The 12,077-nt window shown below is 65.0% G+C and carries 11 protein-coding genes; 3 read left to right on the top strand and 8 right to left on the bottom strand.

The features are described 5' to 3' along the window. Positions 1-92: 92 nt before the first annotated feature. The 3 genes from ACOQPC_RS05620 to dapA form a co-directional block, all read right to left on the bottom strand. A complete protein-coding gene (locus tag ACOQPC_RS05620; protein WP_420607666.1) occupies positions 93-677 on the bottom strand; it encodes a DUF2062 domain-containing protein in 585 nt (194 codons plus the stop codon). Continuing rightward, positions 670-1,152: an SsrA-binding protein SmpB gene (gene smpB / locus ACOQPC_RS05615; protein WP_420607665.1), complete on the bottom strand. Its 483-nt coding sequence runs from the start codon at positions 1,150-1,152 to the stop codon at positions 670-672. The genes ACOQPC_RS05620 and smpB overlap by 8 nt, the downstream gene beginning before the upstream one ends. 160 nt (positions 1,153-1,312) lie before the next feature. Beyond that, entirely contained in the window at positions 1,313-2,203 is an 891-nt protein-coding gene (gene dapA / locus ACOQPC_RS05610; RefSeq protein ID WP_420607664.1) for a 4-hydroxy-tetrahydrodipicolinate synthase, read from the bottom strand. Between the two features lie 98 nt (positions 2,204-2,301). On the opposite strand from dapA, the gene ACOQPC_RS05605 reads away from it, so the two are divergent. After that, positions 2,302-4,548, top strand: a complete 2,247-nt coding sequence (locus tag ACOQPC_RS05605; protein WP_420607663.1) for a transglycosylase SLT domain-containing protein — start codon at positions 2,302-2,304, stop codon at positions 4,546-4,548. 51 nt (positions 4,549-4,599) lie between these two features. On the opposite strand, the gene ACOQPC_RS05600 is transcribed toward ACOQPC_RS05605, so the two are convergent. The 4 genes from ACOQPC_RS05600 to aspS all read right to left on the bottom strand — a co-directional run bounded on the left by ACOQPC_RS05600 (position 4,600) and on the right by aspS (position 8,717). Beyond that, positions 4,600-4,803, bottom strand: coding sequence for a hypothetical protein (locus ACOQPC_RS05600; RefSeq protein WP_420607662.1), 204 nt, complete (start codon positions 4,801-4,803; stop codon positions 4,600-4,602). A gap of 71 nt (positions 4,804-4,874) precedes the next feature. Beyond that, a complete protein-coding gene (locus tag ACOQPC_RS05595) occupies positions 4,875-5,660 on the bottom strand; it encodes a polyphosphate kinase 2 family protein (protein WP_420607661.1) in 786 nt (261 codons plus the stop codon). Positions 5,661-5,853: 193 nt separating this feature from the next. Continuing rightward, a complete protein-coding gene (locus ACOQPC_RS05590) occupies positions 5,854-6,759 on the bottom strand; it encodes a tetratricopeptide repeat protein (RefSeq protein ID WP_420607660.1) in 906 nt (301 codons plus the stop codon). Positions 6,760-6,899: 140 nt separating this feature from the next. Then, positions 6,900-8,717: an aspartate--tRNA ligase gene (gene aspS / locus ACOQPC_RS05585; protein ID WP_420607659.1), complete on the bottom strand. Its 1,818-nt coding sequence runs from the start codon at positions 8,715-8,717 to the stop codon at positions 6,900-6,902. A 227-nt stretch (positions 8,718-8,944) separates the two neighbouring features. Between aspS and rnd the strand changes: the two genes are divergently transcribed. Further along, positions 8,945-10,117 (top strand): ribonuclease D, encoded by a 1,173-nt coding sequence (gene rnd, locus ACOQPC_RS05580; protein ID WP_420607658.1) that lies wholly within the window; start codon positions 8,945-8,947, stop codon positions 10,115-10,117. Between the two features lie 5 nt (positions 10,118-10,122). Beyond that, entirely contained in the window at positions 10,123-10,443 is a 321-nt protein-coding gene (locus ACOQPC_RS05575) for an I78 family peptidase inhibitor (RefSeq protein WP_420608079.1), read from the top strand. 115 nt (positions 10,444-10,558) lie between these two features. Here the strand turns inward: ACOQPC_RS05575 and ACOQPC_RS05570 are convergent, their stop codons facing one another. Further along, on the bottom strand, positions 10,559-12,067 hold the full coding sequence (locus ACOQPC_RS05570) for a Ppx/GppA family phosphatase (protein ID WP_420607657.1): 1,509 nt from the start codon (positions 12,065-12,067) through the stop codon (positions 10,559-10,561). Positions 12,068-12,077: the final 10 nt, after the last annotated feature.

Here is a 12,077-nt window from a genome sequence, read left to right as displayed (position 1 = left end):
AGCGCAGGCTGGCACCAATCGGCGGATGTCGATAGGGAAACGATAAACGACGGCAGTTTGCGCTCGGCTGAACGATGGAACCGCAGCTGTGTTTAGTCCGCCGCCTGGCGCTTGCGGCGCAAGGCATAGGCGCGCAGACGCCGACGCCGCTCCCGGCCTTGCCTGAAACGCCAGCCGAAGCTAGCCAGCAGATAACCGATCGAGGCGAACAATATGCCGAGCACGACCATGCCGAAGGCGGTCACGCCCGCTTCGCGCAGGAACCAGCTCAGCCACATGCCGAATTCGCTGCGCACCTGGTTGTTGAGCGGCGCGCCGACCGTCATCGCATCGATGCGCAGGATGAACCGCCCGAGCTTGTTGGCCACCACTACCCAGAACGGATAAGTCAGCGGGTTGGTGATGAAGGTGGTAACGGTCGCGATCGGCACGTTCGCGCGGAACGGCAAGGCCAGCAGCGCGGCGACGAAAATCTGGCCGACCGGGACCCAGAAGCCCGCCAGCATGCCCAGGGCGATTCCGCGCGGCACCGAACGGCGGGTGAAGCGCCACAGATCGGGCCTTAAGACTCGGGCGGCGAAGGGTTTGAGGAAGCGGTTTTTTCCCATGTCGTCGCGCGTGGGCATTTTCATACCCAGGCGATGATGGATCGGCCGCCGCGGCTCCTGGTCAGCCATGCTGGCGCAACAGGCGGCCCTGCTCCCGCTTCCAGTCGCGCTCCTTCTCGGTGGCGCGCTTGTCGGGGGCTTTCTTGCCCTTGGCCAGGGCCAGCTCCACCTTTGCGCGCCCGCGCGAATTGAAGTAAATCGACAGCGGCACCAGCGTCATCCCCTTGCGCGCCACGGCACCGTAAAATTTCTCGATCTCGCGCGCGTGCAGCAGCAACTTGCGCGGCCGCTTGGGCTCGTGATTGTGGCGGTTGCCGTGGCTGAATTCGGGGATATTGGCGTTGACCAGAAACACCTGATCGTCCTTCACCTCGGCGAAGCTTTCGGCAATCGAGCCCTCGCCGAAGCGCAGCGACTTCACCTCGGTTCCGGTCAGCGCGATCCCGGCTTCGAACACTTCGTCGATGAAGAAATCGTAACGCGCGCGCCGGTTCTCGGCGACGACCTTGGTCTTTTCGAAACTGGCGGGGCGGGGACGGGCCATGAAGGGGGCCTATATAGGAACGCTGGGGTGAATGCGAAGGGTGTGAGGGTCTGCGAAATAATTGCAAACTTCGTCATTCCGGACTTGATCCAGAATCCAGGGCGTCAGCAGCGCTGCACACGCCCTGGATTCCGGCTTTCGCCGGAATGACGAAAGTTTTCTATGCTGCGCAGATGGAAACCAGACCGGCAATCTCCAGTGCCTTGTCCACCGTCCGTTTCGCCACGCCATTCGGCTCCAGAATCGGCAGGTTCACCTCGACCGGAAAATCAGGTCGCACGCGCGACAGCGCATATTTCACCGGCCCCGGCGAGGCATCGGCGAACATCGCGCCGTGCAGCGGATAGAGGCGGTCCTGCAGTTCCAGCGCGCGAGAGTAATCGCCCTCCAGGCAGGCGGCGATGAGTTCGGCGCAAAGACCCGGCGCGACATTGGCGGTCACCGAGACGCAGCCCTTGCCGCCCATCGCCATGAAGCCGAGCGCGAGATAGTCGTTGCCGGACAGCTGCACGAATTCATGACCGCATTTTTCGCGCTGCTGCGAGATTCGCTCCATGTCGGCGGTCGCATCCTTGACGCCGACGATCGAGGGGATTGCCGCGAGCGTCGCCATCGTCTCGACGCTGATATCGACGGCGCAGCGGCCGGGGATGTTGTAGACTATGATCGGCAGATCGCAGCCCGCCGTCACATGCTCGAAATGCGCGATGATCCCCGCCTGGCTCGGCTTGTTGTAATAGGGCGGCACCATCAGCCCGGCATCGGCCCCGGCGTCCCTCGCCCGCTTCAGATTTTCCAGCGCCACGACGCTGTCGTTCGAGCCGCAGCCGGCAATCACCGGAACGCGGCCCGCGGCTTGCTCCACACACACCCGCACCACCTCGAAATGCGCGTCCACGGTCTGCGTCGCCGCCTCGCCGGTGGTGCCGCACGGCACCAGCGCGCTCGAACCGCTGTCGATCTGCCAGTCGATGAAATCGCGGTAGACGCCTTCAGCGAACGCTCCGCCGCGAAACGGGGTCGCCAGGGCCGGAATGGAGCCGGAAAACATTGAACTCTATCTCCATCAGGGCCAGAGGGCGGGTCCATGGCGGTGCGCCCGTGTGCCGCCGTTTCCGTTCAGCGCCTGATAAGGAGCCAAGCCCTATCATGTCCAGCATGGTAAAGCGTCTCTGCATCCCCCTCGCCCTCCTTTGTTCCACCAGCGCGCTCGTCCCCGCCGAAGCGCAGCGGCAGCTCGTTCCGGAGTCATTCGCGGTAAACGCCGCGCGCCAACCGCAGTCGCTGCTGCCCGCCGCGACGATGGCGCCGAACGCGCGCGCGCAAGACGGACAGCCATACGCGGCGCCGACACAGTTCGGCGAGCCCAAGCCGCTGCCCCCGCTGACCCGCGAACAGGCCGAGCAGCCCGTATCAACGCAGGCTCCGATCGACTGGACGCCGCACACCGTCACTGCCCAGCCGCAGCCGCCGGTCCAGACCGCGCCGGTCCAGCCGCAGCTCCAGCAGCAGTGGGACGCTGCCGCCGCGCAGCTCGCCGATCCCAGCCAGGGCAATATCCCCGCCGCCTTCCAGCGCTGGAAGATGCTGAGCCAGTCGGACAATTTCACCTTTTCCGACTATGCCGGCTTTCTGATGAGCTATCCCGGCTGGCCGGGCGAAGATCGCATGCGCAAGAACGCAGAGGAGTCGATCGAACTCGGCTATTATCCGCCGTCACAGCTGGTCGCTTATTTTCAGCGGTTCGAACCGGTCACCAATACCGGGCGCGCGCAATATGCCATCGCGCTCGCCAATAGCGGCGATCAGATGCACGCCGCCGAATGGGCGCGCAAGGCCTGGGTCGGCGGACCGCTGTCGGACATCGCCGAAACCACGCTGATCGGCATGTTTTCCAATCAGTTCGGCGTGGACGATTACGACCGGCGCATCGACGCGCTGCTCTGGTCGGGCGCGACCACCGACGCGGGCGAGCTGATCGCCTATGCCACGCCGCGAAACCGCCAGCATTTCCTCGACCGGCTGGCGATCAAGTCGCGCTCGGGCGATCTCTCGAGCGCGCTATACCGCAGCGACCAGGCGTCGCTGTCCGATCCCGGCTATCTGACCGACCGCGCGACCTATATGCGCGCCAACGGACAGAGCTTCGAAACGCGGCAATTGCTCGCCAATCGCCCGCCGCTGGCCGGCTATCCCGAGGACGCGGAGGAGTGGTACGAAACGCTGCTCGTCAACGCCCGCGCGGCCGAGAACGATGGGCAGAACGAGATCGCCTATCGCATCGCCAGCCGAGTCGAGGACGCCTTTCCGGCGGGCACCGACATCAGCATGCAGACCCTCGGCGTGCGCGACGACTATACCAGCCTCACCTGGCTCGCCGGTCAGACCGCCTACTATAAGCTCGGGCGCCCCGCCGACGCGGCGCGCATGTTCGCGCTCTACGGCGCCGCCGCGCGCTCGCCGCAGACCATCACCAAGGGGCTGTACTGGGCCGCCAAGGCCGCCGAACAGGCGGGCGACGGCGCATCGGCGAACCTTTATTACGAGCGGGCCGCCAAATATTACGACCATTTCTATGGCCAGCTCGCGCTCGAACAGCTCGGCCGCCCGATCCCGCAGGTGACCAGGGATGTCGCCAAGCTGACCGCCGCGGGCGAGCCCAATTCGCGCCCGATCTACCTGGCCGCGCAGGTTGCCGGGCAATATGGCAGCTGGCAGGACCAGTCGGCCTTTCTGCGCGCCATCGCCAATGCGGCCAAGAGCGAGCAGGAGCATCTCGCCGCGATCAATCTCTCGACCTATCTGGGACGCCCCGATCTCGCCGTCATGGCCGGGCGCAACGCGCGAGTGAACGAGCTCGACGCGCTCGTCCCCTTCGCCTTCCCCACCGTGCCGGTGCCGGGCGAGGAAGCGTATAACTGGACGATGGTCCACGCGATCGCGCGGCAGGAGAGCCAGTTCGACCGCGAGGCACGCAGCCATGCCGGGGCCAGCGGGCTCATGCAGCTGATGCCGGGCACCGCGCGCGAAGTCGCCGGGCGCCAGAATCTGAGCTACAGCGCGAGCGCGCTGACGAGCGACACCAACTACAATATCCGCCTGGGTTCGAGCTATTTTCAGCGCATGCTTGACTATTATGGCGGCAGCTACCCGCTCGCCGTGGCGGCCTATAATGCCGGGCCGGGCAATGTGAACAAGTTCATCGCCGCGAACGGCGATCCGCGGCTGGGCGGGATCGACATGATCAAGTGGATCGAGGAGATTCCGATCTACGAGACCAAGAACTACGTTCAGCGGGTTTTGGAAAACGCGGTGATGTACGACGCGCTCTATCCGGAGCATGCCCGGTTTGGAAACGCAAACAATCGCACGATCAGCAATTATCTGGGGCGGTAGAGCTTTCTCCACTATGTAGATTGCGTCGCTCCGCGCAGGCGGGGAAATACCTCAACCGCTCGACATATCGTCCCCGGTCGCCTTGTTCCACGCCATGCCGACGCCCTTTTGCACGGCATAGCCGATGGCAAAGGTAAGCATCAGCGGGAAAACCAGCTTCACGCCCTTTTCCGCCACCGTGCCCCAGAGCGCGCCCTCGACGCCGCTGTCGCCGTCCTGCCTGTCCACCAGCGCGCCGAGAATTGCTCCGAACATATATATTCTTTCCTTTTTCGAAAACCGTTCCGGTAAAAGAAGCCTGCGACGCACGCTTTGGTTCCGGCGGCTCAGTCCTTCTCGCCGAAGCCGAGTGCCTTTTTCGCGGCCTTGATCACGGCCTTGTCGAGCTCGGGAAAACCCTCCGGCAGCGCGGCGTCGAGCCGGTCCGCGACCACCGTCATCGCCGCAATGCGCGCGGCTTTCTTGTCATTGCCGTCGATCGCCGTCCACGGTGCCCAGCGCGTGTCGGTGCGTGCGAACATGGCGTGCGCGGCCTCCAGATAGGCGGCGCGCTGTTTGCGGTTGCGGAAATCGTCCTCGGTGATCTTCCAGCGCTTGTGCGGTTTCTCCAGCCGGTCGAGGAAGCGCGCGTCCTGCGCGTCCTGCGTCACATGGACGAACAGCTTGATGAGGACCGTGCCGAGATCGGTCTGGCTCGCTTCGAACTCGTTGATCTCGTCATAGCCGCGCGTCCATTCGGCCTCGGTGGCGAGGCCCTCCACGCGCTCGACCAGCACCCGGCCGTACCAGCTGCGGTCGAAGATCGAGAGATTGCGTTCGCGCGGCAGATCGCGCCAGAAGCGCCACAGGAAATGGCGTTCCTTTTCCGGCGGGGTCGGCGCGGAAATCGGATAAACCTCGAAATAGCGCGGATCGAGCCCGGCAGTGAGGCGCTTGACGATCCCGCCCTTGCCCGCCGCGTCCCAGCCCTCGAGCAGCAGGATCGCGCGTTTGCGGTGCACGATCATCCGCGCCTGCAGACGGGCGAGCCGGTCCTGCAGGTCTTTGAGATCATCGGAATAGTCGCCGTCATAGTCGGCGCCGGTTTCGTAGTCGGAAAGGTCGATGGTCATGGCCGCCTCTTTCTCTCCTAACACCGGTGCAACTCGCCAAGGTCGGCGCCGCGCGGCAGGCTCGATCGCATTTGCGATCGGGGCTAGCCTAAACCCCGGTCCTTAAAAACAGCCTGCCGGCTAGCGACCCAAAAAAGGACGACGGTCCGCACCGCCGCCCGTCCGGGTTCATCCCGGGCGCGGTCGGCGCCGGTCACTCGTCGCCATAGTGGACGGCGATCTGCCGGTCGGCCCGCGCATTCCCGTTCAGACGGGCGATCGCCTCCCTTGCATAGTCACCGCCCCCATCGAGCTGCAGCGCCCGCTCATATTCATAGCGCGCGCTGTCCGTTTTGCCCGTCATCTCCGAGCATAGTCCGATATTGAACACCGAGGGCGCGTGCGACGGATTGGCTTCGGCCAGCATGGCGAACTTCTCGCAGGCGCCGGGGGCATCCGATTTGGTCAGCTTCACCGCGTTCTTGAACATCTCGGCATCCGCCTTCGAAAGGCCCTTGCGGCTTTCCAGGACGCGTATATCGGCGCGCCGTTCGGACGGCACCAGGTCCGCGGCGATACGCGACGCGATCTGATCGGTCAGCCGCGCGATCATCGGCTCGGTCGACGGTCTGCTTTCATCCTCGCAGAAGCGTTTCGACTCGGTGACCGCATTCGCATTGCGATAGATTTCCCGACCGTCGTGATCGATCAGCTTTACGGCCGGCGTCACGGTGACGACCAGGTTGTTGCAGGGAATCTTGCGCTCGGACTCCTTGATGCATTTGCCCTTGTCGTCCTTTTCGGCGCAGCGGCGAACGGTCTTCGGCGTCGTCTCCCTGGCATCGACCCGCAGGTCCGTATTGCCGGTCATGATCGAGTCGGCGTCGGAGGCGAAGCCTTCGGGCACCACGGCGAACCACGGGTCGGGCCCGAAGGTCGCCTCGCGCAGATGATCGGTGATCTTGTCGCGCAAAGCGCCCGAGGCCTTGCCGTCGAACCGTTCGACCGCGATTCGGTGCACCGATGCCGCGCCATCGCTGGAGGCGGGCACGATATAATCGATCGGCAGCGTTTCGGCCTGAACGGATGCACCGATCGCGCAGAACAGCGCGGCGGCCAAAAGACTTTTCCTTCCCATTCCGAAGTCTCCCTGTTTCCCTCGATTGCGCGATCCATCGCCCAAAAACCGGGCAAGTCAAGATTGTTCATGCGGGTTGTGCTTTTTCTGAACGGCGGAAGTTTGCGCCGCCATGCCAGCGGTCAGTCCCCGATGATATCGGTCCGGACCTGTTCGCCCGGCGCGGCCTTGGGCTGCTCGACCAGCCGGAGGTGCACGTCGCGCAGCTGGCGCGGGCTGACCGCCGACGGCGCGCCCATCATCAGGTCCTGCGCGCGCTGGTTGAGCGGGAAGGCGATGACCTCGCGGATATTGGGCTCGTTCGCCAGCAGCATGACGATGCGGTCGATTCCCGGCGCGGAGCCGCCATGCGGCGGCGCGCCCAGCTTGAACGCCTCGATCATGCCGGAGAAGTTCGCGTCGACATCGGCCTTGCTATAGCCCGCCAGCTCGAACGCCTTGTACATGATATCCGGCCGGTGGTTCCGGATCGCGCCCGAGCTCAGCTCGTAACCGTTGCAGACGATGTCGTACTGCCACGCCAGGATATCCAGCGGGTCCTTGCTCTCCAGCGCCTCCATCTCGCCCTGCGGCATCGAGAAGGGGTTGTGGCTGAAATCGATCCGTTTCCGCTCCTCGTCATATTCGAACATCGGGAAATCGACGATCCAGCAGAACTTGAAACAGCCCTGCTCGATCAGCTCCAGCTCCTCGCCCACGCGGGCGCGCGCGGCGCCGGCCAGCTTGGCGGCTTCCTGTTCCTTGCCCGCCGCGAAGAACAGGCCGTCATTTTCGCCCAGTCCCAGCTCGTCATAGAGCTTGGCCATCTTTTCGGCGCCGTGGTTCTTGGCGATCGGCCCGCCAAATTCGCCGCCCTTGCGCGTTACGTAGCCGAGCCCCGCAAAGCCTTCGCGCCGCGCCCAGTCGTTCATATCGTCGAAGAATTTGCGGCTCTTCTCATGCGTGTCCGGCGCGGGGATTACGCGCACACGCCCGCCCCCGCCGACGATCTTTTCGAACAGCCCGAAGCCGGACGTCTCGAAATGGCCCGTCACGTCGCCGATGATCAGCGGATTGCGCAGATCGGGCTTGTCGCTGCCGTATTTCAGCATCGCCTCGGCATAGGGGATGCGCGGGAACTGGCCGGCGGGCGTCACGCTCTTGCCGCCCGAAAACTCCTCGAACACGCCCGCGAGCACCGGTTCCAGCGCCTGAAACACGTCTTCCTGCGTCACGAAGCTCATCTCGAAATCGAGCTGGTAGAATTCCGGGCTGCGATCGGCGCGCAGGTCCTCGTCGCGGAAACAGGGGGCGATCTGGAAATAGCGGTCGAAACCCGCCACCATCAGCAGCTGCTTGAACATCTGCGGGGCCTGCGGCAGCGCGTAGAAGCGGCCGGGATGCAGGCGGCTGGGCACCAGATAGTCGCGCGCGCCCTCGGGGCTGGAAGCGCCCAGGATCGGCGTCTGGAACTCGGTGAACCCCTGATCCTGCATCCGGCGGCGCAAGCTGGAGATCACCCGGCTTCGCAACATGATGTTGGCGTGCATCGTCTCGCGCCGCAGATCGACGAAACGGTATTTTAGGCGGATGTCCTCGGGGTAATCCTGCTCGCCCGCCACCGGCAGCGGCAGCTCGTTCGCCATCGACTGGACCGTGACGGAACGCGCATAAACCTCGATTTCGCCGGTCGGCAGATTGTCGTTTACGGTGCCGTCTGCCCGCGCCTTCACCTCGCCGTCGATGGTGACGACGCTTTCCACGCGCAGCCGGTCCAGCACGTCCAGCGCGGGGCTGTCCTCGTCGACCACGATCTGGGTCATGCCGTAATGATCGCGCAAGTCCACGAACAGCACCCCGCCATGATCGCGCTTGCGATGCACCCAACCGGACAGGCGGACGGTCTCGCCGACGTCGGAGGCGCGGAGCTGCGAGCAGTTATGGGTGCGATAGGCGTGCATGGCGGGTCACTTCGGTTGGCGGGAATATGTATCGGCTAGTATGCGCGGCTAACACAGGGGCTATGCGCTATTGTCAAGTCTCGTTCCCCGGCGAAGGCCGGGGTCCAGCATCGAACCTCACCTGATGGACCCCGGCCTTCGCCGGGGAACGGAAAGAACGAACTTGTCCAGCCGTTCATTCCAACCCCTAGGCACCTCCCAACAACCCGTGTAAGCCTGCGCGCCACATGAAAATACATCCCCTTATTACCGAATCCGCCCCGCTTGCCGAACTGTGCGAGCGTCTGTCCGAAGCCGATTTCGTCGCGGTGGACACCGAGTTCATGCGGGAGAACACCTATTACCCGCTGCTCTGCCTGGTGCAGATCGCCGATGACAAGGAAGCCGCGGCGATCGATCCGCTGGCCGACGGCATCGATCTCACGCCGCTGTGGGACCTGCTGGTGAAGAACGAGGAGGTGCTCAAGGTCTTCCACGCGGGCGGGCAGGATGTCGAAATCGTCTATAATCACGCGGGCGGCACCCCGCATCCGATGTTCGACAGCCAGGTCGCGGCGATGGCGCTGGGGCAGGGCGAGCAGATCGGCTATTCGAACCTCGTTTCGCTATGGCTCGGCCACACACTCGACAAGGGCGCGCGTTTTACCGACTGGAGCCGACGTCCGCTCGACAGGCGCCAGATCGATTATGCGATCGGCGACGTGACGCATCTGGCCGAGATATTCCCGATGATGCTGGAACAGCTCAAGGAGACGGGTCGCGGCGCCTGGCTGAACGGTGAGATGGAGCGGCTGACCGACCCGGCGAACTATGCCAACGATCCCGAAGAGAGCTGGAAACGCATAAAGATCCAGTCGCGCAAGGCCGACGTGCTCGGCCGGCTGAAGGCGCTGGCCGCCTGGCGCGAGCGCGAGGCGCAGGACAAGGACCTGCCGCGCGGGCGGATCATGAAGGACGAGACCTTGGCCGACATCGCCGGGCATCCGCCGCGTGAGCAAAAAGAGCTCGCCAAGAAACGCGGACTGTCGGGCGCGTGGAGCGGAAACGATATCGGGCGACGGATGATGAAGGCGCTGGAGGCATCCACACCGCTCGAGTCGGACGACTTGCCCGATCGCAAGAACCGGCAGGGCCCGGGCAAGGACGGCGCCTTGGTCGCGGACCTGCTCAAGCTGCTGCTGAAAATCCGCTCGCGCGAGATCAACGTCGCCTCGCGCCTGCTCGCCAAGGCGAGCGATCTGGAGCGGCTGGCGGCTGGCGAGCGGGAGGACATGCCGATGCTGGAGGGCTGGCGGTTCGACCAGTTCGGCCGCGACGCGCTCGATCTGGTCGAGGGGCGGCTGGCCTTTGCGGTTACCGACGGAAAGCTGACGATGACCCGCACCGGAGAGATAGCGTGACCAAGATGACGCTGCTTCTCGCCGCCACCTGTCTGCTGGGAGCCTGCGCCGTGAAGCCGCAAAACAATGCCCGTCTGCCCGGGGACCTCACCAGCGAAGTGCAGATGGACGAGGCCGGCGGATTCGGTTGCGAGGCGGACGCGGCGGCCGAACTGATCGGCCAGACGCCTTCGCAGCCGCTCGGCAAACGCGCGCTGGCGCTGACCGGCGCGCGGAGCCTGCGCTGGATCGCGCCGGACAGCGCGGTGACCATGGATTTCCGCGAGGACCGGCTCAACATCTATTATGACGCGGATTACAAGGTGGAGCGCATCACCTGCGAGTGATGCGTATTTATCGCCTGTATAAAACCGTAAGTGCTGAGCCTGTCGAAGCACGGCTCTCGTCTGAGAAACGCCCTTCGACAGGCTCAGGGCTGACGGTAAGGGGGCGGCCGCAGCCTCAGCCTCCCACCGCCTTCGCCTCCAGACCCATATAGCTTGCCAGCTGGCCCAGCCGCTTTTCTACCGTCTCGGACAGCAGCGCGTCGGCGTCGGCGGTTAGCACCAGCCTGTCCTTGTCGACCGACAAGCGGCTTTCCTCGAGCGGCTCGGCCAACCCGCCGCTGATCCGTTGGGCCAAACGCATGGCCAAACCCCAGGCGACTGCGCGGTGCATGGCCTTGTCGCCGGCCAGCGCGCCGCCGCCGGGAAAGGCCGAGGTGCCGCCGCCGAAGCTGGTGTAGAGCGCCTGCCCCAGCATCTCGCGGCCCGCGCCGTCGATGCCGACCCAGTTGCCGTGCAGGCCCGCTTCCAGCCCACGCTCGGCCCGGAAATCGGGGTTGGCGCGCCAGGCGACATCGCCCAGATTGCAGGCCGCGCGGCGCAGGCGCTGCCACTCGGCGCCGTCGTCCGCGAACAGCGGCGCGATCCAGTCGTCGACGAGCCGCCCGTGCACCGGAAAGCGCCCCTCGGCCTCGCCCATGTCCTGCGTGCCCGCCAGCAGCGGATCGACACTGCGCATCTCCGGCGCCAGCGCATCGAAATGAATGCCCTCGCGCACGCCGTAGCCCGAAATCAGCACGCAGCTGGGTTTCAGCCGCTCGGTCATCAGCGCGAGCAGGCGGCTCGCCTCGCGCATATAGGCGACGCGGCTCGATCCGATGCCGGGCGTGGCCGCGATGGCGGCCTCGTCCATCGCCGCCACCTTGTCGGCGAGTTTGACTGCGCGGCCGGGCGAAATCTCGTAATGATGCACCACTTGCAGCGGCCAATCGCCCGCGTCCATATCGATCCGCGCGAGCGAGCGCCAGCTGCCGCCGACTAGGTAGAGCGGCTGCGGTTTGTCCTGGATTTCCAGGCCACTGCGATCGAGATATTTGGCAAAGCGCTTGGCGAGCGCGCCCGAACCCTTGTCCAGGATCGGCTTGGCCCGCAATACGCCGAGCGGCAGCGATACGCCCTGCTTGACCATGTTCTTGCCGAGCCGTGCGATCTCCAGACTCCCGCCGCCCAGATCGCCGACCCAGCCCCTGGCGCCGGGAAAGGCCGCGAGCACGCCCATGCCGGCGAAATAGGCCTCCTCCTCGCCGCTCAGCACGCGCGGATCGAAACCGCGCGCGCGCGCACTTTTCAGGAATTCGTCGCCATTCCCGGCATCACGCACCGCGGCGGTGGCGATCGCCTCGACCTGCTCGACCGCAAAGGCCTCGCACAGCCAGCGGAAGCGCGAAAGCGCACGCAGCGCCCGCTCGGCGGCCTCGTCTCCGATCCGCCCGGTTTCGCTAAGCTCCGACCCCAGCCCCGCCATCACCTTTTCGTTGAAGATCATCGACGGCGCGCGCGGGTGGCCCTGATGCACCACCAGCCGCACCGAGTTCGAACCGATGTCGACGACCGCCGACCGTATGCTCGGCGGTGAATCTGCAGCCACCGCGATGGCTTCTGCCCCCCTGAACATCTTCTTGAACATCACGCGGCGG

The sequence above is a fragment of the Novosphingopyxis sp. genome (assembly GCF_965218915.1).
Lineage (GTDB): Bacteria > Pseudomonadota > Alphaproteobacteria > Sphingomonadales > Sphingomonadaceae > Novosphingopyxis.
Note: the sequence above shows the minus strand (reverse complement) of the source record. Positions and strands in the feature narration are given on the sequence as shown.

Excerpts from the sequence above, each read along its gene's own strand:
- ACOQPC_RS05620 (WP_420607666.1), bottom strand. The coding sequence starts at position 677 with ATGGCTGACCAGGAGCCGCGGCGGCCGATCCATCATCGCCTGGGTATG.
- smpB (WP_420607665.1), bottom strand. The coding sequence starts at position 1,152 with ATGGCCCGTCCCCGCCCCGCCAGTTTCGAAAAGACCAAGGTCGTCGCC.
- dapA (WP_420607664.1), bottom strand. The coding sequence starts at position 2,203 with ATGTTTTCCGGCTCCATTCCGGCCCTGGCGACCCCGTTTCGCGGCGGA.
- ACOQPC_RS05605 (WP_420607663.1), top strand. The coding sequence starts at position 2,302 with ATGTCCAGCATGGTAAAGCGTCTCTGCATCCCCCTCGCCCTCCTTTGT.
- ACOQPC_RS05600 (WP_420607662.1), bottom strand. The coding sequence starts at position 4,803 with ATGTTCGGAGCAATTCTCGGCGCGCTGGTGGACAGGCAGGACGGCGAC.
- ACOQPC_RS05595 (WP_420607661.1), bottom strand. The coding sequence starts at position 5,660 with ATGACCATCGACCTTTCCGACTACGAAACCGGCGCCGACTATGACGGC.
- aspS (WP_420607659.1), bottom strand. The coding sequence starts at position 8,717 with ATGCACGCCTATCGCACCCATAACTGCTCGCAGCTCCGCGCCTCCGAC.
- rnd (WP_420607658.1), top strand. The coding sequence starts at position 8,945 with ATGAAAATACATCCCCTTATTACCGAATCCGCCCCGCTTGCCGAACTG.
- ACOQPC_RS05575 (WP_420608079.1), top strand. The coding sequence starts at position 10,123 with ATGACGCTGCTTCTCGCCGCCACCTGTCTGCTGGGAGCCTGCGCCGTG.
- ACOQPC_RS05570 (WP_420607657.1), bottom strand. The coding sequence starts at position 12,067 with ATGTTCAAGAAGATGTTCAGGGGGGCAGAAGCCATCGCGGTGGCTGCA.